The sequence below is a fragment of the Halarchaeum rubridurum genome (genome assembly GCF_014647115.1).
GTDB lineage: Archaea > Halobacteriota > Halobacteria > Halobacteriales > Halobacteriaceae > Halarchaeum > Halarchaeum rubridurum.
Map to the genome: position 1 here is coordinate 405,628 of NZ_BMOO01000002.1, position 22,006 is coordinate 427,633.

At 70.0% G+C, this 22,006-nt stretch carries 22 protein-coding genes and 1 pseudogene; 14 read left to right on the plus strand and 9 right to left on the minus strand.

All coding sequences use genetic code 11. From position 1 onward, the window contains the following. Positions 1 to 106 precede the first annotated feature (106 nt). The 7 genes from IEX84_RS05415 to IEX84_RS05445 all read left to right on the plus strand — a co-directional run bounded on the left by IEX84_RS05415 (position 107) and on the right by IEX84_RS05445 (position 7,535). Complete coding sequence (locus tag IEX84_RS05415; RefSeq protein WP_188870619.1) at positions 107 to 1,054, plus strand: transcription initiation factor IIB; 948 nt, start codon at positions 107 to 109, stop codon at positions 1,052 to 1,054. Positions 1,055 to 1,138: 84 nt separating this feature from the next. After that, on the plus strand, positions 1,139 to 1,576 hold the full coding sequence (locus tag IEX84_RS05420; protein WP_188870621.1) for a hypothetical protein: 438 nt from the start codon (positions 1,139 to 1,141) through the stop codon (positions 1,574 to 1,576). A gap of 142 nt (positions 1,577 to 1,718) precedes the next feature. Next, complete coding sequence (locus IEX84_RS05425) at positions 1,719 to 2,951, plus strand: glycosyltransferase (RefSeq protein ID WP_188870624.1); 1,233 nt, start codon at positions 1,719 to 1,721, stop codon at positions 2,949 to 2,951. 323 nt (positions 2,952 to 3,274) lie between these two features. Continuing rightward, on the plus strand, positions 3,275 to 4,081 hold the full coding sequence (locus IEX84_RS05430; RefSeq protein ID WP_188870626.1) for an alpha/beta fold hydrolase: 807 nt from the start codon (positions 3,275 to 3,277) through the stop codon (positions 4,079 to 4,081). A 53-nt stretch (positions 4,082 to 4,134) separates the two neighbouring features. Then, on the plus strand, positions 4,135 to 5,301 hold the full coding sequence (locus IEX84_RS05435) for an ABC transporter substrate-binding protein (RefSeq protein ID WP_188870628.1): 1,167 nt from the start codon (positions 4,135 to 4,137) through the stop codon (positions 5,299 to 5,301). Beyond that, the gene (locus IEX84_RS05440; protein ID WP_188870630.1) at positions 5,298 to 6,299 is read left to right on the plus strand and encodes an FAD-dependent monooxygenase; all 1,002 of its coding nucleotides are present in this window, start codon (positions 5,298 to 5,300) and stop codon (positions 6,297 to 6,299) included. The genes IEX84_RS05435 and IEX84_RS05440 overlap by 4 nt, the downstream gene beginning before the upstream one ends. Before the next feature lie 99 nt (positions 6,300 to 6,398). Beyond that, a complete protein-coding gene (locus IEX84_RS05445) occupies positions 6,399 to 7,535 on the plus strand; it encodes a site-2 protease family protein (RefSeq protein ID WP_188870632.1) in 1,137 nt (378 codons plus the stop codon). A gap of 90 nt (positions 7,536 to 7,625) precedes the next feature. Here the strand turns inward: IEX84_RS05445 and IEX84_RS05450 are convergent, their stop codons facing one another. The 3 genes from IEX84_RS05450 to IEX84_RS05460 all read right to left on the minus strand — a co-directional run bounded on the left by IEX84_RS05450 (position 7,626) and on the right by IEX84_RS05460 (position 11,615). Then, on the minus strand, positions 7,626 to 8,618 hold the full coding sequence (locus IEX84_RS05450; RefSeq protein WP_188870634.1) for a ribonucleotide-diphosphate reductase subunit beta: 993 nt from the start codon (positions 8,616 to 8,618) through the stop codon (positions 7,626 to 7,628). Between the two features lie 16 nt (positions 8,619 to 8,634). Next, positions 8,635 to 11,088: a ribonucleoside-diphosphate reductase subunit alpha gene (locus IEX84_RS05455; protein ID WP_188870636.1), complete on the minus strand. Its 2,454-nt coding sequence runs from the start codon at positions 11,086 to 11,088 to the stop codon at positions 8,635 to 8,637. Positions 11,089 to 11,276: 188 nt separating this feature from the next. Then, on the minus strand, positions 11,277 to 11,615 hold the full coding sequence (locus tag IEX84_RS05460; RefSeq protein ID WP_209590335.1) for a PadR family transcriptional regulator: 339 nt from the start codon (positions 11,613 to 11,615) through the stop codon (positions 11,277 to 11,279). A 167-nt stretch (positions 11,616 to 11,782) separates the two neighbouring features. Here IEX84_RS05460 and IEX84_RS05465 point away from each other — a divergent pair, with 167 nt between their 5' ends. After that, positions 11,783 to 12,835 (plus strand): PAS domain-containing sensor histidine kinase, encoded by a 1,053-nt coding sequence (locus IEX84_RS05465; RefSeq protein ID WP_188870638.1) that lies wholly within the window; start codon positions 11,783 to 11,785, stop codon positions 12,833 to 12,835. Between the two features lie 10 nt (positions 12,836 to 12,845). On the opposite strand, the gene IEX84_RS05470 is transcribed toward IEX84_RS05465, so the two are convergent. Further along, complete coding sequence (locus tag IEX84_RS05470) at positions 12,846 to 13,229, minus strand: response regulator (protein WP_188870640.1); 384 nt, start codon at positions 13,227 to 13,229, stop codon at positions 12,846 to 12,848. 189 nt (positions 13,230 to 13,418) lie between these two features. Between IEX84_RS05470 and IEX84_RS05475 the strand changes: the two genes are divergently transcribed. Then, positions 13,419 to 14,390 carry a phosphoadenosine phosphosulfate reductase family protein gene (locus IEX84_RS05475; protein ID WP_188870642.1) on the plus strand — a complete coding sequence of 324 codons (972 nt, stop codon included), beginning with the start codon at positions 13,419 to 13,421 and terminating at the stop codon, positions 14,388 to 14,390. A 34-nt stretch (positions 14,391 to 14,424) separates the two neighbouring features. Continuing rightward, positions 14,425 to 14,643 (plus strand): hypothetical protein, encoded by a 219-nt coding sequence (locus IEX84_RS05480; RefSeq protein WP_188870644.1) that lies wholly within the window; start codon positions 14,425 to 14,427, stop codon positions 14,641 to 14,643. Here the strand turns inward: IEX84_RS05480 and IEX84_RS05485 are convergent. Beyond that, positions 14,640 to 14,870 (minus strand): hypothetical protein, encoded by a 231-nt coding sequence (locus tag IEX84_RS05485; protein WP_188870646.1) that lies wholly within the window; start codon positions 14,868 to 14,870, stop codon positions 14,640 to 14,642. The genes IEX84_RS05480 and IEX84_RS05485 overlap by 4 nt on opposite strands. 143 nt (positions 14,871 to 15,013) lie before the next feature. Here IEX84_RS05485 and IEX84_RS14880 point away from each other — a divergent pair. After that, positions 15,014 to 15,151: pseudogene (locus tag IEX84_RS14880) on the plus strand (hypothetical protein); the annotation flags it as partial. On the opposite strand, the gene IEX84_RS05490 reads toward IEX84_RS14880, so the two are convergent. Beyond that, positions 15,151 to 15,600 (minus strand): hypothetical protein, encoded by a 450-nt coding sequence (locus IEX84_RS05490; RefSeq protein WP_188870648.1) that lies wholly within the window; start codon positions 15,598 to 15,600, stop codon positions 15,151 to 15,153. The pseudogene IEX84_RS14880 and the gene IEX84_RS05490 overlap by 1 nt on opposite strands. Positions 15,601 to 15,628: 28 nt before the next feature. Between IEX84_RS05490 and IEX84_RS05495 the strand changes: the two genes are divergently transcribed. Next, positions 15,629 to 17,227, plus strand: coding sequence for a hypothetical protein (locus IEX84_RS05495; RefSeq protein ID WP_188870650.1), 1,599 nt, complete (start codon positions 15,629 to 15,631; stop codon positions 17,225 to 17,227). A 6-nt stretch (positions 17,228 to 17,233) separates the two neighbouring features. Here the strand turns inward: IEX84_RS05495 and IEX84_RS05500 are convergent, their stop codons facing one another. Continuing rightward, complete coding sequence (locus tag IEX84_RS05500; RefSeq protein WP_188870652.1) at positions 17,234 to 18,220, minus strand: hypothetical protein; 987 nt, start codon at positions 18,218 to 18,220, stop codon at positions 17,234 to 17,236. Between the two features lie 81 nt (positions 18,221 to 18,301). Between IEX84_RS05500 and IEX84_RS05505 the strand changes: the two genes are divergently transcribed. Then, the gene (locus IEX84_RS05505) at positions 18,302 to 18,916 is read left to right on the plus strand and encodes a hypothetical protein (RefSeq protein ID WP_188870654.1); all 615 of its coding nucleotides are present in this window, start codon (positions 18,302 to 18,304) and stop codon (positions 18,914 to 18,916) included. A gap of 118 nt (positions 18,917 to 19,034) precedes the next feature. Here IEX84_RS05505 and IEX84_RS05510 read toward each other — a convergent pair whose 3' ends face one another. Beyond that, entirely contained in the window at positions 19,035 to 19,421 is a 387-nt protein-coding gene (locus tag IEX84_RS05510; protein ID WP_188870656.1) for a hypothetical protein, read from the minus strand. Positions 19,422 to 19,541: 120 nt separating this feature from the next. Next, positions 19,542 to 20,885, minus strand: a complete 1,344-nt coding sequence (locus IEX84_RS05515) for an MFS transporter (protein WP_188870659.1) — start codon at positions 20,883 to 20,885, stop codon at positions 19,542 to 19,544. Between the two features lie 177 nt (positions 20,886 to 21,062). Here IEX84_RS05515 and IEX84_RS05520 point away from each other — a divergent pair, with 177 nt between their 5' ends. Further along, a complete protein-coding gene (locus IEX84_RS05520) occupies positions 21,063 to 21,995 on the plus strand; it encodes an alpha/beta fold hydrolase (RefSeq protein ID WP_188870661.1) in 933 nt (310 codons plus the stop codon). Positions 21,996 to 22,006 lie beyond the last annotated feature (11 nt).

Genomic DNA, 22,006 nt, shown 5'->3' on the forward strand with positions numbered 1-22,006 from the left:
GTGACCACGTCCCACTCCCCCGATTCCCACGTCGTGGGAACCGGGTCGCGATACTATGTGACAGGGGTGCGTCTCCGTAGACACGCAAGCGTTGGGTGACCTAACGATGCAAGCAACGACCACGGCCGTCGGCCGAGAACGCGAAACGAACGAGACGACCGTCGAGCGCGAGGACGCCTGCCCGGAGTGCGGTGCCGCGCTCGAACACGACGACACCCGCGGCGAGGTGTCGTGTCGTGAGTGCGGGCTCATCGTCGACGAGGACGTCGTCGACCGCGGGCCCGAGTGGCGCTCGTTCGAGGACGGCGACGGCGAGAACCGCTCGCGCGTCGGCGCTCCCACCACGAACCTGATGCACGACAAGGGGCTGAGCTCCGTCATCGGCTGGCAGGACAAGGACGCCTACGGCAAGCGTCTCTCCGGGCGCAAGCGCCGCCAGCTCGCCCGCCTGCGCAAGTGGGACGAGCGCTTCCGCGCCCGCGACGACCAGGAGCGCAACCTCAAGCAGGCGCTCGGCGAGGTCGAGCGAATGACCTCGGCGCTCGGCCTTCCCGAGACCGTCGGCGAGACGGCGGGCGTCGTCTACCGGCGCGCGCTCGACGAGGACCTCCTCCGCGGGCGCTCCATCGAGGCCGTCGCCACCGCGAGCGTCTACGCCGCGGCTCGGCAGGCCGGCGTCCCGCGCTCGCTCGACGAGGTGGCGACCGTCTCCCGCGTCGACCGCCTCCGCGTCCAGCGCGCCTACCGGCAGGTGTGTCGCGAACTCGGCCTCGAAGTCCCGCCCACCGACCCCCGCGAGTACGTCGAGCGCTACGCGAGCGACCTCGACCTCCCCGGCGAGACCGCCCGACGCGCCCGCGAACTCCTCGACGACGCCATCGAGGCGAACGTCCACAGCGGCAAGAGCCCGACTACGATGGCCGGCGCGGCCGTCTACGCCGCCGCCCGCCTCACGAACCACTCGGTCACGCAGGCCGACGTGAGCGAGGTGGCGAACGTCGCGCGCGTCACCATCCGGTCGCGCTACAAGGAACTCCTCGAAGCCCAGGAGTGACGCCGCACCGAACGTACACCACTGTGACGAGCGCGACACCACCGCACCGAACGGCCTAACCGCCCCGCCGCCGAACCCCGACGTATGACCGGTCGTGACCTCTCGCCCGGCCGCGCCGCGGCCGCCGTCTCCGCCGCCGTCGTCGGGCTGTTCGCGCTCTACTTCGTCGCCACGACGCTCGTCCCCGACCTCTTCGGTCGCTGGCCGCGCGTCGGCGTCGGCGTCGGTGTCGCCCTCGCCGCCGCCTGCTTCGTCGGCTGTTTCGCCGCGCGAGCCTGGCCCCCCCGTCCGACCCCGGGGCGACTCCTCGACGCCGCGGTCGCCGCGATTTCCGCGCTCCTCCTCGTCCAGGCGCTCGCCTTCACCGCCGGCGTTCCGCTCGCCGTCACCGCCGACGTCCTCCCGCTCGCCTTCGTTCACCTCGTCCTCTGGGTCGGCGTCCTGAGCACGCTCGTCCTCGTCGCCACCGCGCTCCGCGCCGTCGGCCCCGATCTCCCCGACCCCCCGGACCCGACGGCGTGAGCACCGGTGGTGCGTCGTCGCCCGCCTCCCGCGTTGCCCCGCCGACGCGTCCCGCCCGCCGCGCGCCTCTCCCGAACCGTCCCCGCACCGTCTTCGACGCGACCGCACGCTTAATACCGCCGCCGCCCCTCGCAGGTCGTAGATGCGCGCGTCACCGTTCGCCCCGGACAGGCTCATCGCCGGCGCGTTCGCGCTCGCGCTCGCCGTCGCCACCGTCGTCGTCCTCCATGGCGACCTCCACCCGTTCGTCGACACCGTCCTCCGGCCGGTCGCGTACGCCTCCCTCTGGGCCTTCCTCGGTGTCTACGCCTTCGCTACCCTGTTCTGGACGTACGAGGTCCTCACCTCGTGGCGCGACTACGAGTCCCCCGAGGTCGCGTACGCCCCCACGGAGTGCCAACTCCGCATCCTCACCGTCGACGCCGAGGCGGTCGTCCAGAAGACCGTCGACGCGCTCCCCGCGGACGTCGCCCCCGGCGACAGACACGTCATCGCCGAGGAACCCATCGACGTCGAGGGCGCGACCGTCCACGTCGTCCCCGACGACTTCGAGAGCCGCGCCTCCGATAAGGGCCGCGCGCTGGAGTGGGCGCGCCGGAACGTCCCGTGCGAACGCGAGTTCGTCCTCTTCCTCGACGAGGATTCCCACGTCCGGCCCTTCGCGGGGTTCCCCGACGCCGACATCGTCCAGTTCCGCGAGTGGCCCGAGTACACCGGCTCCACGCTCGCCTTCTGGTGCGAACTCGTCCGTATCGGCTACCAGGCCGAACAGCAGGGCTTCGGCCTCCCCGACGTCCCGCTCTACGCGTGGGGCGGCGGCATCGCCGTCCGCGCCGACCTCGAGGACCTCGTGACGTGGGATTACCCGACGCTCATCGAGGACACCGTCTTCGTCTGGCGCGCCGTGCTCGAACACGACGCCGAGTACGTCGTCACCACCGACCGCTTCCGGAACCAGGCACCCCCGTCCATCCGCGAACTCGTCGAACAACGCCGCCGGTGGCTCTCCGGCGGCCTCCGCGACGAACCCGTCCTCCCCCGGCGCTACTGGGCGCTCTACGCCTTCCGGAACGTCACGTGGGCGTTCTCGCCCGTCGCGCCCTTCCTCCTCCTCGTCGTCGGCTACCTCCCCGGCACGATGCCCGGCGTCCACCTCTACCACGTCCTCTCGTGGGGGCTGTTCGCCTACGCGCTCGTCTGGTTCGTCCGCGGCTGGCGCTACTACGACGACATCGGCTACCACCACTGGCTCGCCGTCCCCCTCTACCCGCTCGTCGTCGCCGTCCACTCCATCGGGGCCGCGTGGGGCCTCGTCGACGAACCCGACACCTTCCGCGCCACCGAGAAGACCACCCAGGAACGCGAGCGCGACTGAGGCGTCTTCTCCGTGGCGCGTCGCACCACGCTGCTCGCGGCTTCGCCGCTCGCCGTTCCGTTGGCTCTCACTTCGTTCGGCCCAACGCTGCTCGCGTGTCGTCCCTCCCCGCTCGCCATTTCGTCGGCTCTCACTCCGTTCGACCCGACGCTGCTCGCGGCTCCGCCGCTCGCCGTTCCGTTGGGCCTCACTTCGTTCAGCCCAACGCTGCTCGCGTGTCGCTCCGGGGGGTCGCTCCCGCTCGCTGTTTCGTTGGCCCTCACTTCGTTCGGCCCAACGCTACCCACCACTTTCGTGTACCCCCCACGCCTTCGTCCGAACGTATGCCCGCACACCCGGAGCTGTTCCGACGCCGCGCCGACGTCCTCGCCGACGACCGCGGCTCGGGCTCCCCCGTCGTCTTCGCGCACGGGACGTTCATGGACCGGACGATGTTCGACCCGCAGGTCGCCGAACTGACCCCCGACTACCGCTGCGTCGCCTACGACTCGCGCGCGCGGACGGACGCCTACGTCGGCGACTACGACCTCGACGACCTCGCGGCGGACTGCGTCGAACTCCTGAACGGCAAGGGCATCGACTCCTGCGTCCTCGTCGGCATGAGCGTCGGCGGCTTCACGGCCCTGCGGGTCGCGCTCGACTACCCGGACCGCGTCGACGGCCTCGTCCTGATCGACGCCCCCGCGGGCCCGACGACCGAGGCCGAACGCGACACCTACGAGCGCATCGTCGCGGACCTCCGCGAGAGCGACCTCGTCCCGGGGACGCTCGCCCGACAGGTCGCCGAGCGCGTGACGAGCGAGACCACGCACGAGGAACGCCCCGAACTCTTAGAGACGTGGGCCGAGCGGTGGGAGACCTACCCCGGCGACGCGGTCGCCAACGAGTACGAATCGTGGTACGACAAACCCGGCGTCGCGGACCGACTCGACGAGATCGACGTCCCCGCGCTCGTCGTCCACGGCGAGGAGGACGTCTTCGACATCGAGCGCGCCGAGGCGACGGCCGACGGCCTCCCAGACGCCGACCTCGTGCGCGTGCCGGCGGCGGGCCACCTCTCGAACCTCGAACGCCCGGCCGTCGTGACCGACGCCCTCCGCGACTTCCTCGACGACGTGTACGACGACTGACGCCGCCGACGCGAACCGGTGGAGATTTATTGTTTTAGGGTAGCCTAAAACATATGGTCGAACGAACGCGGACGCGACGCGACTACCTCCTCGGGACCGGCGCGGTCGTCGGCAGCGGCCTGCTCGCCGGCTGTGGCGGCTCCGGTGGGGACTCGACGACGAGCACGGGAGACGCGACCACCACGACGGAGACGACCGAGTCGGGCGACGCCGACGACGATGCGCACACCGTCTCGATGGCTCCCGTCGGCGACGTCACCTTCGAGTCGGTGCCCGAGACGTGGTTCCCCTACACCGCCGACTACGCGGACATGGGCGTCGCGCTCGGGCAGGCCGAGGGCCTCGAAGCCATCGGCATCCGCGCGCGCTACGCCGCCTATTACTACGACGAACTCCCCGGCGTCTCCCTCGACACCGCGGACCTCACGCAGCTCTATCAGGACGGGACGGGCAAGGAGATATTCTACTCGCTCGACGCCGACGTCCACGTCGTCGACCCGAACTTCATGGTCAACCGCCTCCAGTGGAACGAGGGCGACGTCGAGGAGATTCGGGAGAACGTCGCGCCCTTCTTCGGGAACACGGGATTCACGCAGGTCTACGACTGGCACGACTACCGGTACTACTCGCTCGACGAGGCCTTCGAGAAGATGGCCGAACTCTTCGACGAGCGCGCGCGCTACGAGGCGCTCAGCGCCTACCGCGAGACGGTCGTCGCGGACGTGACCAGTCGCCTCCCCGCGGAGACGCCCGACATCGCGCTCCTCTACCCGGCCGGCATCCCGCCCGAGTCCTTCTACCCCTACCTCATCGGCGACGGCACGCAGTCCGCGCAGTGGCGGGACCTCGGCGTCGGCGACGCGCTCGCGCAACACGACGTCACGGACGCGCAGGCGGGCGGCGCGACGCTCGACTACGAGGCGCTCCTCGACATCGACCCCGACGCCATCGCCGTCCGCATCCAGGGCGAGATCACGGACGAGTACTTCGAGGAGAACGTCGTCGCGCACATGGAGCAACACGAGGTGGCGAGCGAACTCACGGCCGTCCAGGAGGGCCGCGTCTTCTACGGCGGACACACCTACCAGGGCCCCATCATCCACCTCTTCCACCTCGAGGAGGCCGCGAAGGGCCTCTACCCCGACGTGTTCGACGCGGACGAACGACTCTTCGACCGCCAGCGCGTCGCCGACATCGTCACCGGCGCGTTCGACGAATGAGCGAACGGACGGAGCGCGACGTCGTCGTGGTCGGCGGCGGCCCGAGCGGCGCGAGTACCGCGATATTCACCGCCCGCTATGGCCTCGATACACTCGTCTTCGACCGCGGCGTCGCCGCGCTCCCGCGCTCGGCGTTCCTCGAAAACTACCCCGGTTTCCCCGCCGGTATCGACATCGAGACCTATCGAGGGCTTCTCCACGACCACCTCGAAACCGCAGGCGCGGACCTCGTCGCGGACACCGTCGAGGCCGTCGAACACGCGGACGGCGACGCGCCGGCGACAGGCAGCGCGGACGGTCCCACGGGCGACGCCGGCGCGGACGACGAGCACGGGAACGAGAGCGGCGCGCACTTCGTCGTCACCACTGCGGATGGCCGCACGGTCCGCGCGCGCCACGTCGTCGCGGCGTCGTGGTACGACGGCGACTACCTCCGGCCGGTCGTCGGCGACGACGCCTACGAGTCCCACGAGCACGACGGCGAGAGCCACGAGCACTTCGACGGCGACTACCCCGACGCGGACGGCCGCACCGACGTCGCGGGCCTCTACGTCGTCGCGCCCGCGGGCCAGCGCAACGCACAGGCCGTCGTCGCGGCCGGGCAGGGCGCGCACGTCGCACGTCGGCTGATCAAGGACGTTCGGCTCGCGCGCGGCTACCCGGACGACCTCGCCGAACACTACGATTGGCTGCGCTCCGCGAGCGAGTTCTCGGGCGAGTGGGCGGAGCGCGAGCGCTGGCGCGAGTGGTTCGACGACCACGTCCCCGACGCACGCGCGGGCGACGACGACATCGCGGCGCTCCGCGCGTCCTACATCGACGCCGCCTTCGAGACGCGCCGGGACCCCGCGGCGGTCGACGACCTCCGCGAGCGCGCCCACGACCGCCTCCTCTCCCACCTCGACGACGAGCGCATCCGGGCGTACGCCGCCGAACACGACCTGCTCGACGGCGACGGCGCGACGGCCGCGGGCGACGCTGGCGACCCGGAGGACTGACCACCGAGGCCGTACACCTCTGCCGCCGAACACGACCGCGAGCGCGGCGTTCCGGTGCGGGCGGTGGCTATTACTACCCGCCGCGCCATCCCCCATCCGATGCGCAAGTTCACCGTCGGGCGGGTGTGGGGCATCCCCATCCGCATCGACCTCTCGCTCGTCCTCTTCCTCCCGCTCCTCGCGTGGCTCCTCGGGAGCGAGGTGCAGATCGACACGTACGCGGGCGTCGTCAACGCCATCGCGCCCCGCGCGTACGACGTGGCGACGCTCCACGCCGGCGCGAACCCGTGGCTCGTCGGCGTGCTCGCCGCCGTCGGCCTCTTCGTCGGCGTCGCGCTCCACGAACTCGGGCACGCGTACGCCGGCGCGCGCTACGGCGTCGAGACCGAATCGATAACCCTCTGGCTCCTCGGCGGGCTCGCCAGCCTCTCGACGATTCCGCGCGACCCCGAACAGGAGTTCGGTATCGCCATCGCCGGCCCGGTCACGAGCCTGCTCGTCGCCGCGCTCTGCTACGCCGGCCTCTACGTCGTCCCGCCGTCGCTCCCCGTGGTCGGGTTCGTCGTCGGCTGGCTGGCCATTAGCAACGCCCTCCTCGCGGGGTTCAACCTCCTGCCCGCGTTTCCGATGGACGGCGGGCGCGTCCTCCGCGCGTACCTCGCGCGCTCGCGGCCGTACGGCGTCGCCACGCGCACCGCCGCGCGAATCGGCGTCGGGTTCGCCGTCGCCTTCGCCATCTTCGGCGTCCTCAACTTCGCGCCGCTGTTCCTCCTGCTCGCGTGGTTCGTCTACAGCGCCGCGACGGGCGAGTCCCGCACCGTCCTCATCGACGACCTCCTCGAGGGGTTGACGGTCCGCGACGTGCTCGCGGACACCCCGACTATCGACGCCAAGGCGAGCGTGCAGGCGTTCGCGGACCGCGTGCTCGCGGACCGGCGCACCGAGTACGCCGTCACCGAGAACGGCCGCGTCGTCGGCGTCGTCACCCTCGACGCGCTTCGCGGGGTCCGCGAGGTCGAGCGCGACGCCTACCGCGTCGAGGAAGTGATGGTCCGTGACCTCCCCTCCGTCGCGCACGACGCGGACGCCTTCGAGGCGCTCGCGGAACTGAACGAATCGAACGCGAGCGCGGCCTTCGTCGTCGACGGCGAGGAGCGCGTCGGCGTCGTCACCCGCGCGGACTATGCGAGCGTCCTGCAGACGAGACAGGCCTTCGACGCCACCGTCCCGGCCTGACGGGGCGCTCGGGCGGGGAGTGAAGCAACGCGTGGGCGGGCCGAAAGCGGGCGCGGGCGAGGTGTGCGCGGGGTGTGCGAGGTGTGCGCGTTACCAGTCGAGGCTCCCGCCGGACTGGTACTCCGTCACCTGCGTCTCGAAGAAGTTCTTCTCCTTGTTCAGGTCGACCTGTTCGCTCATCCACGGGAAGGGGTTTTGCGTCCCGTACTCCTCGGCCATGTCGAGCTGGCCGAAGCGGCGGTCCGCGACGTACTCGACGTACTCCGCGAACTGCTCGGGGCTCATCCCGAAGACCTCCTCGGGACAGGCCTCGCGGGCGTAGACCTGTTCGAGGTCGACGGCGTCCGTGATCATCTCGCGGACCTCCGCCTCGAAGTCGGCCGTCCAGACGCCGGGGTTCTCCTCGCGAATCTGGTTGACGAGGTCGACGCCGAAGCCGACGTGGAGGGACTCGTCGCGCATGATGTACTCGAACTGCTGGCCGACGCCGACCATCTTGTTTTGCCTCTTTAGCCCGAGCATCATCGCGAACCCGGCGTAGAAGAAGACGCCCTCCATGACGACGTAGAAGCCGACGAGGTCGCGCAGGAGTTCGCGGACGTCGTCCTCGGTCTCCAGCGTGAAGTCGGGGTCGTCGACGGCGCGCGTCAGGTCGACGACGAACTCGTCTTTCGCCTCGATGGCGGGGATGCGGTCGTACATCCCGTAGAGGTAGTCGGGCTCGAAGCCGAGGCTGTCGCAGCAGTAGATGAAGGTGTCCGTGTGGATGGCCTCCTCGTAGGCCTGCCGGAGGAGGTACTGGCGACACTCGGGCGCCGTGACGTAGTCGTAGATGGCGAGGACGATGTTGTTCGCCGTGAGGGATTCGGCGGTCGAGAAGAACCCGAGGTTCCACTCGACGAGTCGGCGCTCGGCCTCGGAGAGCGCGTCGCCCTGCCACTGGGCGACGTCGTCCTGCATCGGAATCTCCTCGGGCACCCAGTTGTTGTTCACGCCGGCCTCGTAGTACTCGCGCGCCCAGTCGTAGTCGATGGGCAGTATCTTGTTCGGGTCGTGCTCGTCGTCGTGGTTCAGGACAGGCATAGCGGTGTAGTTCGTGTTACTGACAGGCGTCGCAGGTCGGGTCCTCGACGGCGCAGAGTTCGGTGTCGTCGGTGCGCTCCCCGCCGTCCGTCGCGGTCTCCGCGTCCGCGTCGTCGCGGTGTTGGGTCTTCCCGTACTCGGCCATGTCGAGCGTGGACTTCTCGATCTGGCTCGCGCCGAGCGTCCGCAGGTAGTACGTCGTCTTCACGCCCATCTCCCACGCGCGGGTGTAGACGTCGTCGAGCAGGCTCCCGTCCGTGCTCGGGAAGAAGACGTTGTGCGAGACGGACTGGTCTATCCACGTCCCCCGGTGGGCGGTGAGGTCGAGCTGGTGGCGCGGGTCGATCTCGAACGCGCCGCGATAGTGCTCCTTCAGTTCGTCGGGTATCGCGTCGATCTCCTGTATCGAGCCGTCGTGGTACTTGATGCGGTCACGGACCTCCTCCGTCCAGAGGTCGCGCTCCTTCAGGTCGTCGACGAGCCGGTCGTTGATGACGGTGAAGTCGCCGCTCATGTTCGACTTCACGTAGAGGTTCGAGTAGATCGGCTCGATGGAGGGCGACGTGCCGTTGATGGTCGAGACGGTCGCCGTCGGCGCAATCGCCATCGTGTTCGAGTTGCGCATCCCGTGCTCCTCGATGGCTTCGCGGACGACGAACCAGTCCATCGTCTCCTCGCGGTCCGTGGGAATCTCGCGGCCGCGCTCCTCCTCGAGCAGGTCGACGGTGTCCTGCGGGAGTATCCCGCGAGACCACTTCGAGCCCTCGTAGGAGTCGTACGCGCCGCGCTCGCCGGCGAGTTCCGCGGAGTTCAGGATAGCGTGATAGGAGACGAACTCCTGCCAGCGGTTCGCTTTCTCGATTGCCTCGTCGCTCCCCATCGGGACGTCGCACTCCATCAGCGCGGCGTGGAAGCCCATCGTCCCGAGGCCGATGGGCCGATGACGCATGTTCGAGCGTTCCGCCTTCTCCGTCGGGTAGAAGCAGAGGTCGACGACGTTGTCGAGCATCCGCATCGCCGTCTCGATGGTGTCGGCGAGTCGCTCGCGGTCGAGGTCGGAGCCCGAGACGTGCGTCTCGTAGTTGACGCTCCCGAGGTTGCAGACGGCGGTCTCCTCCTCACTCGTGTTCAGCGTGATCTCCGTACAGAGGTTCGAGGAGTGAACGACGCCCTCGTGGTCCTGCGGCGAGCGGACGTTACAGGGGTCCTTGAACGTGATCCACGGGTGGCCGGTCTCGAAGAGCCGCGTGAGCGTCTTGCGCCAGAGGTCCGCGGCGTCGACGACCTCGTACTCGTCGATGTCGCCCTCGCGCGCCTGTTCCTCGTACGCCTCGTAGCGCTCGCAGAACTCCTCGCCGTAGGTCTCGTGGAGGTCGGGCACTTCATCAGGTGAGAAGAGCGTCCACTCCTCGTCGTTCTGGACGCGCTCCATGAAGAGGTCGGGCACCCACGCCGCCGTGTTCATGTCGGGGGTGCGCCGGCGCTCGTCGCCCGTGTTTCGCTTGAGGTCGAGGAAGTCCGGGTAGTCGGCGTGCCACGCCGCGAGGTAGGCTGCGGCGGCGCCGCGGCGCTTCCCGGAGCGGTTGATGGCGCCCGTGACGTCGTTCGAGATGCGGAGGAAGGGGACGGTGCCCGTGGACTCGACGCCCGTCGAGGAGATGCGCGCGCCCGCGGCCCGGACGTTCGTCCAGTCGTTGCCGAGGCCCCCACTCCACTTCGAGAGCTTCGCGTGCTCCTTGTACGCGTCGAAGATACCCTCCAGGTCGTCCGGGACGGTCGTGAGGTAGCACGAGGAGAGCTGCGGGTGCGTCGTGCCCGCGTGGAAGAGCGTCGGCGAGGAGGGCGTGAACTCGAGTTTCGAGAGGACGTCGTAGAACTCCTCGGCGCGGCGGTTCGGCTCCTCCTCCTCCAGGGCGAGACCCATGGCGACCCGCATCCAGAAGGCCTGGGGGAGCTCCATGCGCTCGTCGTCGGCGGTCTTGAGGAAGTAGCGCTGGTAGAGGGTGTCGAGCGCCATGTACTCGAACTTCCCGTCGCGCTCGGGTTCGAGGTGGTCGGCGAGGCGGTCGAGGTCGAAGCGCGTGCGCATCCGCTCGTCGAGGATGTCGCGCTCGACGAGCTCGGCGACGTTCTCGCGGAACGTCTCGCGGTACGCGCGGTCGCGCTCGAAGCCGGTGAGGTCCTCGCCGGCGACCTCCTGGAAGTACTTCTGGAGGAAGACTTCGGCGGCGGCGCGCTTGTAGGCGGGGTCGCGCTCGACGCGCGCGGTCAGGGCGTCGATGGCGGCCTCGTAGACCTCCTCGGTCGTCGCGCCGTCGTAGAGGGCGTGGTCGGCCTCGGCGACGAGGTCGGCGAACGTTTCGTCCGTCACCACGTCCCCGTCGCCCTCGTCGTCGAGGCGCGACCGTGCGCGTTCGAGGACGGCGTGGACGGTGTCTCGTGGGTCGTCGTGTGTCTGTGTCTGACTCATCGTATGTGGTTGACCGTTCGACGGCGTCGCCACTACCCGGGCGTCTGGTCGGTCGAACGGGGATGTATCTGTCCGGCGGGACGGCCGCCCGCGGCGTGCTCGGGCCGTCTCCGGCGGTACTACGTGTGTCTCCCTACGGGCGAATAAAGGTTTGCAACTCGCGTTGTAGAACTACAAACGAATTTTAATTACGTCGTGGAGCGGTCGTTCAGCCACGCACGCCGGCGGTCGAGGGTCGTCCGCGCGAACGCGGTGAGTCGGTACTCGTTCGCGCGACCGTCGCCGTCGCGCTTGTCGATGAACCCGGCCTCGACGAGCCGGTCGAGGTTCGCGTAGACGTGGCTGTGGTTGACCGTCTCCCCGTAATACTCCTCTATGTGCGTCTCGACGTCGAGCCCGTTGCACGGTTGGTGCTCGTAGAGCCGCCAGAGCAGGTCGCGCTGGAAGCCGGAGAGGTCCGCCATCGCTGCGTCGTGCTCGCGGCCGCCCGGTAGGGATCGGCGCTGTGTGGTGTCGTCGGGTGCCATTTGATGCAGGGGCCGGCCGAGGCCGGCGTCGAACGGACTGTCGGCAGCCGCACAAATCAATCTTGCAGTGGTCCCCGAGCCCTCGGTGAAACGAACAGCACGCTTATGAATCAGTGTGCGCTATCGACGTACATATTGTGATGAATGTTGCACGTGTGAAATAAAATATGGATGGGAACACGCCAATCGGTCGGCCGGGCGGCGACGACCGGTATCGCCACCTCATCGAGCACATCCAGGACGCGGTCGTCGAGTTCGAGCTCGCCGACGAAGTTCCGGTCGTCGTCGACGTCAATCGGGCGTTCACCGAGACGTTCGGGTACGACACCGCGGACGCGCGCGGCGAGGTCCTCAACGACCTGATCGTCCCCGTCTGGCTCCGCGACGAGGCCCACGCCCTCGACAGTCGGACGTCGGCGGGCGAGGTGAACTATCGACGCGTGAAGCGCGAGACGGTGGACGGCCTCCGGGAGTTCCTCTATCGGGGCATCCCGTACCCCGACGACCGAGCGGGCGAAGGCGGCTTCGCCATCTACACGGACCTGAGCGAGTTCGTCCAGAACGAGCGCCGCGCGCGGGTGATGAACCGCGTGCTCCGGCACAATCTGCGGAACAAGGCGAACGTCATCGTCGCGCACACGGCGCGGCTCCTCGACGCCTTCGACGAGCAGTCCGCGGAGCGGACGAACGCCGTCGCGACGGTCGAGCGGGCCGCGAACGACCTCCAACAGCTGACCGAGGAGGCCGGCGAGATTCACCGCGTCCTGAACGCCGCCGAGGAGACGAAGACCGTCGACTGCGTCCCGACGATTCGCCGGGTCGCCGAGGCCCACCGACGCGAGTCGCCCGAGGCGGCCGTCGAGACGGACCTCCCGACGTCGATGACCGTCCGGGCGAACGGCCACCTCGACGTCGCGCTCGACAGCCTCGTGGACAACGCGATCCGGCACAACCCGAGCGAGACGCCACACGTGCGCGTCCGCGTCGTCGCCGAGGGGGAGGGATGGGCGACGGTCCACGTCGAGGACGACGGCCCGCCGATTCCGGCCGCCGAGCGCGACGTCGTCACCGGCGAGGCTGAGATCACGCCGACGCGCCACGGGAGTGGCCTCGGTCTCTGGCTCGTCAAGTGGACCGTCGAGAGCTTCGGCGGCGAACTCTCCTTCGGGGAGAGCGACCTCGGCGGCAACGACGTCCGACTCCGCCTCCCGCGTCCCTAGCACTTCCCCATCAGCCGTCGCGCGGTTCGTCGAGGACGTCCGCGAGCGTCTCGGCGAGCGCGTCCGCCCCGCCGGGTCCCTTCCGGACGAACGCGTCGGCACCCGCCTCTCTCGCCGCGGCCATCGTCTCCGGGTCGCCGATGCTCGTGAAGAAGACGACGGGCACGTCGGGACGGCGGGCGCACGCGTCGCGCAGGAGGGAAAGCGGCTCCTCACCCGTGATGCGGTAGTCGAGTACGAGACAGGCGACGCGCTCGGCGTCGAGGCGTTCGAGGGCGTCCGCGGCGCTCCTCGTCGTCTCCACCGGCCGGTCGAGACGGGCGCGCAAGCGCCGGTCGACGACGTCCACGAGTGCTGGGTCGTCGTCGACGTAGACGACCGGACGCGAATCCATAGCTAATTGACACGACCGACTGCCTTCGGTGTTGCGGCTGGTACCGGAGGCTTCTGCCGGTATAGGGCACGGAGTGCCCCGCCCGGCCACACAGGTACCGGCCACATCCTCCGCCTTCGCGGTCCACCGGTGAACGCTGACCGCACACGCAAGCCTTTACGTGGGACGGTATACGAGGGGAGTACAACGATGTCAGCGGACTTCCCCGACTACCTCGACGTCGACTACACCGACGGCGAGGGCGAGAACCCCGAGGACTATCCCGCCCTCGAGGACAAGATCGAGAAAGCCGTCGAGGTCGTCCAGACCGGCCTCGAGGAGTACGAGAATCCCGCCATCATGTGGACCGGGGGGAAGGACTCGACGCTCACCCTCTACTTCGTCAAGGAGGTCGCCGAGGAGTACGGCTACGAGATGCCGCCGGCCATCTTCATCGACCACTACCAGCACTTCGAGGACCTGCTCGACTTCGCCGAGCGCTGGGCCGACGAGTGGGAGTTCGAGCTCATCTACGCCCGCAACGAGGACGTCGGGGAGTACGTCGAGGCCAACGACCTCGAACCCGGTGACGACATCGACATCTCCGAGCTCTCCGAGCACAACCAACACCACGTTCGGGACATCCTCGAGTACGAGGAGGACACCTTCCCGTTCCTGCTCGACACCTACGTCGGCAACCACCTCTTGAAGACCGTCGCGCTCAACGACGCCCTCGAGGAGTACGACGTTGACGGCATCTTCTCGGGAATCCGCTGGGACGAACAGGAGGCCCGCGCCGACGAGACGTTCTTCAGCCCGCGTCACGACCCCGACATCTACCCGCCCCACGACCGCATCCAGCCGATCCTCCAGTTCGACGAGGCCGCCGTCTGGGACGCCTTCTGGCACTACGTCGTCCCCGAGTCCGTCGCGGGCTACCCCGACGAGGGCTACGTCCCGCAGGCCTACGACGACCTCCCCGAGGGCATCAGCCACGAGGACATCCCGGTCAGCCCGAAGTACTTCAAGGGCTTCCGCTCGCTCGGCAGCGAAGTCAGTACGGACAAGGCCGCTGAGGACCCCGCGTGGCTCCAGGACCTCGACAACACGACCGAACGCGCCGGCCGCGCCCAGGACAAGGAGGACCTCATGGAGCGCCTCCGCGACCTGGGCTACATGTAACGCTCGGCCGACCACACCCCCTCTCTCCCCCTCGATGACCCAGGCAGACGCCAGCGAGCGCACGCTCCCCGCCGGTATCGGCCGCCCAGACGCGGTGCTCGGTGCCATCACCGTCCTGCTCGTCGCCGCCCTCGCGGCGACCGTCGCCGCGCCGTACGCGACGATGCCGACGCTCGCCGTCGGCTGTCTCGGGTGTCTCTGCCTCATCGGCGAGGCGGTGTTCGTCAACCCGCCGATAGAGGGCTCGGGCTAACGCCCTCCTCCGGTCCCGTCCGCGAGCCGCGCCGGTACGCCCGCGACGAGGAGCGCACCGCCGACGACGGCGACGGCGAGCGCGCCCGCGATGAGGAGCGCACCGTCGTACGGGCCCGGATACGTTCCGAGGAGTCCACCCACGACTAGCGCCGCCGTCGCGGCGACGAGCGCGAGCCAGCAGACGGCCCCACCGGCGGCCCGGACGAGGAGGTCACGACGCGTCACGACGGACCCGTTCGCGGCCGGCCGACAAAAACCGGCCGGTCCGGACGCCGAACCCTTTTGCGCGCGTGGGGCGAAGGGCGAGTGACGACCTCGGAGCGTCACGAATGAACAAGGGTGCCAGTAGCGTCGTCGGGACGATTCTCATGACCGGCATCGTCATCACCGCGGTGACGGTCGGTGGTGCCGCCATGCTGGAGCGAACGTACGGCGACGACGGCGCTGCCGGTGCCCCCGTCGGAGCCGTGGACGTCGCGGTCCACGGCGACACCGTCACCGTCGCTCACTGTGGCGGCGAGCCACTCGCCAGTGACGACCTCGTCGTCGTGCTTCGCGGAGCGGACGAGACGCAACGTGTCGCATTCTCCAAGGGCACCTGGGCGAGCGGCGGATCCGCGACCGGGACGTTCGCTCCGGGGATGACGTGGCAGAACGAGAGCATCGGCTCTCTCACCGAGGACGACGTCTCAGTCGTCCACACGCCCTCGAACACGGTCCTCGACACCGCGGCGTGCGTCGGAGGCCCGACGACGAGTACGCCGACGTCTACGACGTCCACGACGAGTACGACGACCACGACGTCCACGACGAGTACGCCGACGTCTACGACGACCACGACGAGTACGCCGACGTCTACGACGACCACGACGAGTACGCCGACGTCTACGACGACCACGACGAGTACGCCGACGTCTACGACGACCACGACGAGTACGACGTCCACGACGACCACCACCAGCGACGACGACTCGACCCCGCCGGTGTCTCTCGACGTCACGCTCGTGGACCGAAGCGGCCCGAACGACCGGGCGGCGTACGACGTGCGGTACGCGCTCGACGGGACGGACGCCGCGCGCACGGCGACCGTCTCCGTGACGGTTCGTGACGAGACGACGGACACCGTGACGCGGAACGCGACCGGCCTCGCGGCGACGGCGGGGACCCACACCGTCGCGTACGATGATCAGGGTACGGCCGGCGACCGGTACACCGTCACCGTCCGCGCGCACGACGGGAGCGACACCGTCCTCGACACCGAGACCGTCGCCGACGTGGCCGACGGCGCCGACTCGGACGCCGCCGGGACCGTCTCTCGTGCCGACTCCCCGCTCTCGCAGGTCTCCCTCGTCGACCGGACCGGCCCGTCCGGTGACGGCGTGGCGTACACGCTCGGCTACGAGGCGGCCGACGCGGTGGCGAACGTGACGGTCTCGCTGACGCCGACCGCGAACGCCTCAAAGGTCGCACGGGCGACGACGGTGACGACGCCGAGCGGGAGCGTCACCTACACCACCGGGAGCGCCGGCGAGCGATACGTGGCTTCGTTCGTCGCGCGGAACGCGAGCGGGGGCGTGCTCGACCGATACGTCCTCCAGGACGTCGCGGACGGCCGCGACACGCACGACGGCTTCGAGCCCGGTGCGCGCGACGCGATTCGGAACGTCACGCTCGCCGACCGGAGCACGGTGAGTGATGGGACCCAGTACGCCGTCTCGTACGCGACGGCTGACTCCACCCAGCGGGTCGCCGTCGCGTTCGTCGACCGCGAGGCGACGTACGCGATTCGCACCGGGACGCACCCGGCGAACGGGAGCGCGACGTACGCCGAGAGAACCTACGGTGACGACTACACCATCGTCGTCGCGGCGCTCGACGGCGACGGGCGCGTCCTGGACGTTCGGACGCTCGACGATACCGCCGACGGCGAGGACGGCCGGAACCTCGGTGCGGTGTCGCGTCCCGGGAAGCCGATTCGCCACCTCAGCGTCGACGACAAGTCCGACGGCCACTACACCGTCGAGGCGACCGCCGGTTCGGGCGCGGCTCGCGTCGAGGCGATGGTGATGCAGGACGGGAGCGTCGCGAAGGCGTGGACGGACGCGACGGCCGGGTTCGACTACTACGGCTCCGGCGGTGGGCGCTACGCGTTCACGTTCCTCGCGTACGACGCGGACGGGAGCGTCGTGGACGCCTACGTCGTCACGGACGTCGCGGACGGTCGCGACAGCGCGGAGTCCTACGACACCGACCGCGCCGTCCTCTCGCGGGTGGCGGTGAGCGACAAGAGCGCGAAGAAGGCCGGAAAGAAGAGCCGCTACCGGGTCGAGTACGCCTCGAACGCCTCGCGCGTCGACGTCGTCTTCCACCACCCGAGTAACCCGGGATACGGGGTAGAGTCGATGCTCGGGCTCGCGCCGAACGGGAGCGCGACGTACCCGCCGTCGGGGTCGAGTTACTACACGAGCGGGGACGAGTACGTGATTCTCGTCCGGGCGCTGAACGACGACGGCGAGGTGGTCGACGTCGAAGCCGTCCGGGACGTGGCCGACGGAACGGACCCGCCGACGGACGCGTCCTAACTCGCCTCAGTCGCCGTCCGGGATGCCCTCGATGTCGCCGCCGTCGTCGCCGACGACGAACTGGCCGGCGGCGCGTTGCGCGCTGTTGACGAGCGTCACGCGGAGGACGTAGGCGGCGACGAGGACGAAGGGCGCGAACGCGACGGCCTCGACGGCGACGACGAGGAGGTTGCTGTCTGGGAGGTCCGTGAGGAAGTGCATGAACGCCGCGACGATGGCGGCGGTCGGGACGGCGGTGAGCACGAGGTCGCGCGAGAGGTTCGCGAGGTCGCGGCGCGTGTAGAGCGTCTTGAAGTACTCGCGGGCGGTCGCGGCGTACTGGAGGAGCCGCAGCATCTCCTCGATTCGTTCTGCGGTCCCGTCGTCGAGTTCGTCGCCGTGGGCGACGCGAATCGCGCGGAGGTCGTGTATCTGTCTGTCGTGGTCGTAGTCGATGGTCGCCAGCACGACGTCGAGGGTGTCCTCGGCGTCCTCCAGCCCGCGATTCATCTCGCCCGTCTCCTCCGCGAGCGTCTCGACGTAGCCGTCGAGGTCCTCGCGCAGCTCGAAATCCGCGGCACCGAGCTCGTCTTCGAGGCGCTGAGCGCGTTCGAGGATGCTGCCCGAGAGCAGTCGCAGGAGCGCTTCTGGTTCGGCCGGGACGTGTTCGGTGTCGACGACGTCCTCCAGTTGGCGGCGGTACTCGACGACGCTCTGCACGCGGCCGAACTGCTGGGCCAGCGGGTGTTGCTGTTGGGAGACGAACAGCGTGTTGACGGTGACGACGATGCTGAAGAGGAAGAACGTCCCGCTGAGGAGCGCGGAGACGAGCGAGATAGTGGGACTGGAGTCCGCGAGCGGGTTCTTCGCGGACGGGAGGAGGAAGCTGGCGACGGGCCCGAAGAAGGTGAACCCGATGAGGAGGACGAGCGTCGTCAGAATCCGTCGGTCGGCGCTGAACGCTACCCATCGGTGCCAATCGCGTCGCCATCGGTCCAATCCCCGCCCTACCATCGAGCGACCGAACGGCCCCCACCGCCAAAAGCCGTACGGGCCACCGGAACGGATATCTCGCCGGCGCGTCACGACCCGTTCGTGCCCTCCATCGACCCGCACGACGCTCCTCCCGACGGTACCGACCCCCCGAACGTCGCGTCCGACGCCGCCGGTCCCCCCGACGCCTTCGACACGAAGCGCGGCACCGCGCGTTTCGACGACGGCGCGCTCGTCCTCGACGCCTCCGTCGTCGGCTACGCCCGCTCGCTCTACCGGGGCTACTGGCGCAGCGACGTGTGGTGGCGCAAGGCGCTCTTCGTCGGCTACGTCTGCTGGCTCGTCGTCGCGCTCGGCTGGTCGGGACGACTGCTCACGCGTCTCCTCACGCGGCGCGCCGACCTCATTTGGGTCGCTGTCGGTGCGGGCGTCGTTCTCGCGCTCGTCGTCGCGCTTCGTCTCCTCGATTACGTCCGCGGGTATCGCTCGCCGGACCGCCTCGCGCTCGACCGGGTCGAGTCGGTGCGTGCGACGCGCGGCGAGAAGGGTCTGACGCGCCCGCGGCTCGTGCTCACCTACCGCGACGGCGACGCGACGCGCAAGCGCCGCGTGAACCTCCCGTCGCGCTATCTGTCGCACGGCGACGAGACGTACGAACGGGCCGTCGCGGCGTTCGTCGAGCGGGGATTCGACGTCACGGCCGACGCGGCGCGGTGACGCGGCCGAGCGCCGAAGCGACACGAACGTGCGCGCTCACTCGGACGCGAGGACGACGTCACCCCTCGACGCGCGTGAACGAGGAGACGTCGTTCCGCGGGGACGCGGAGCCCCGCCCTCAGAGCGCGACGAAGACGACGGTCGTGACGAGCGCGGCGACGACGACGGCGGTCGCGGTGATTTGGACGGCGTACTGCTGGTCGGCCGCGCGGTCCGCCGGGTCCTCGACGGCCCCGTGCTCGTCGGCGTCCTCGAAGCTGTACCGGCCGAGGAGCGCGAGGGCGGCGCAGAAGGACTTCGAGGCCTGGAGGTACCACTCGGCGGCGAGCGCGAGCGGGACGAAGAGGGCGGGGACGAGTTCCTGCGGGACGACGCCGAGCACGACGCCGACCACGAACGCGCCCGCGGCGACGAGGGCGGCCGCGGCGTACGTGTATCGACGGCGTCGCTCGCGCCGACCGATGTTGCACACGCCGGCACGATAGCGAGAGTGGGACGTTGCCACGTCCGCTCGGACGGCCGGGACGCGCCTAAAGGACCGGGTCCCGCCACTCGCTGCCGGTACGGACGACGCCGCCGGCGCGCGGTTCGCCGTTCGTCCCCGCGTCCCCGCGTCGCCGTCAGCTCACGCGCCCGTCCCGTCGGTGGTGGCCGCCGACCCCGCCGAGAGCCGCCGTGCGCCGTAGACGACGGCCGCGCCGACGACGCAGAGGCCGGCGGCGACGACGAACGCGACGTCGAAGCGGTAGGCGGCGAGCCAGCCGCCGAGGAGGCCGCCGACCGCGCCCGCGACGGCGGCCAGTGCGGCGTACGTTCCGAGGACGCTCCCGCGGGCGCTCGCCGGGGCGAACCGCGAGACGATGGCCGTCCCGGTGACGGCGATGAACGCCCACGTGACGCCGACGACGAAGAGGAGCGCCCCGACCGCGGCCAGCGAACCGAGCGTCCCCGAGAGCGCGTCCGCGCCGAAGAGCCCGACGCCGGCGACGCCGACGAACGCGGCGGCGCGCAGGCCGAGCGCGCCGCCCTGCACGAGCCGAACGTCGTGTGCGCCGCTGACGTCACCGGCGCGGCCGAAGAGGAGCGTTGAGGCCGCGTTGTTCACGAGGTAGAGCGCGAACACCATCCCCGAGGTGAAGCCGAGGTTCGCGTCGAGGTAGAGGGGGAGCGGTGCCCAGAAGACGGAGAAGCCCGTGAAGAAACAGAACGCCGCGCCGAAGTAGAGCCAGAGCGCCGGCGGGAGGTCCGCGCGGAGGCGGCGGAGGCGGGCGAGCGAGAGCGAGCGCGTCGCCCAGAAGAGCCGGTTCGTCCCGTACGCGAACGTCGCGTCCGGGGCGTTCCGCGAGGTCCGCGAGAGGATGGCGGCGACGCGATTCGCGCGCCGCGGACCGACCTGCATGGCGTCGTGGCGCGGGAGCGAGTACACGGCGAGCGCGGCGGCCCCGACGCCGAAGAGCGCCGCGACGGCGAACAGCGACCCCTGCACGACCTCCGTGGAAGCGACCGCCGCGACGCCGACCGTCCACACCGTCCCGATGACGAACCCCGCCGTCGAGCCGTACCCCTGGAAGACGTTGAGGCGCGCGATACGGCCGTTCCACGCTTGCTCGGGCGTGTCGCCCACCACGAGCATCGTGACGACGGGCGAGATGGCTGCGATGGCGAACGCGAGGACGGCGTAGACGGCGATGACCGTCCAGACGCTGTGGAGGAACGGGAGGACGACGAGCGCGACGGCGGCGACGGCGAGCGCGGCGACGACGACCCCGCGGCGGTCCCCCGTCCGGTCGGCGTAGCGGCCGGCGAGGATCGCCCCGGGCGCGCCGACGAGCGACGACAGCGACGCCGACACGCCGAGCGCGCCCGGGCCGCCGCCGAGCGAGACGACGTAGAGCGGCACGAGCAGGCCGGCGACGCTGGAGGCGACCGCCGAGAGGGAGAGCGCGTAGAGCCAGCGATCCGAGGGCATGCGCGTGGCGTCGCACGGCGGCGTCTAAACGTTTCTCACACGACACTGCCGGGACCCCGTATCGTCCGCCGTTCTTCGCGGTTCCCGGCCACCAGTATCGTTCTCACTCCCCCCGTTTCGCCGCCCGGACTGCCCCTTCCACCCGCACTTTTGTCGCTCGCGGGCCAACCGTCGTCCATGCGACTCCTCCGAACCATCGGCGCGGCGGCCGGCGCGGTCGGGCTCGCGACCGTCGCGGACCGCGCACTCGGCGCGTACGCCGGCGACCTCGAACCGCCGCTTGGCGGCCGCCGCGGGACGTTTCGCTGGCGCGGGATGGACGTGGCGTACACCGAGGCCGGCGACTCGTCGGCCCCCACCGTCGTCTGCCTGCATGGCGTGAACGCCGCGGGGTCGAGCGGCGAGTACCGGGAGATATGGGACGCGCTCGCCGACGACTACCACGTCGTCGCGCCGGACTTCCCGGGATTCGGCTGTTCGGACCGCCCGCCCATCGACTACGACGGCGACCTCTACACGGAGTTCGTCGCGGCGTTCCTCGACCGCTACGACGACCCGGCAGTGCTCGCGGCCTCGCTCGCCGGCGGCTACGTGGCGAACGCGCTCGCGCGCGGCGAGATCGACCCGCGGGCGCTCGTCCTCGTCTGCCCCTCGACGGGCGCGATGCCGGGGCCGAACCCGTGGGCGCGCCGCGTCGTCCGCGCGCCGCTGCTCGGCGACCTCCTCGTCGACGCCGCGACCGCCCGCTACTCCATCCGGCGCTCGAACGCCGACCACGGCTACTACGACGTCGAGAACGCCGACGACGCGTGGCTCGACTACCAGTGGCGCAGCGCCCACCAGCGCGGCGCGAAACACGCCGTCGCGGCGTTCGTCGGCGGCTACCTCAACGTCGACGTCGACCTCGAAGCCGCGCTCGGGGCCTACGACGGCCCGCTGACGCTCGTCTGGGGGTCGGCCGCGGAGACGACGACGCCCGCCGAGGGCCGCGAACTCGCCGACGCCGCGGGGGCCGACTTCGTCGAGATCGACCGGACGGCGCTCGTCCCGCATGCCGAACGCCCCGAGGAGTTCCTCGACGTCGTCGACGGCTGCTTCGACGCCGCCTGACGCCTTCCTCC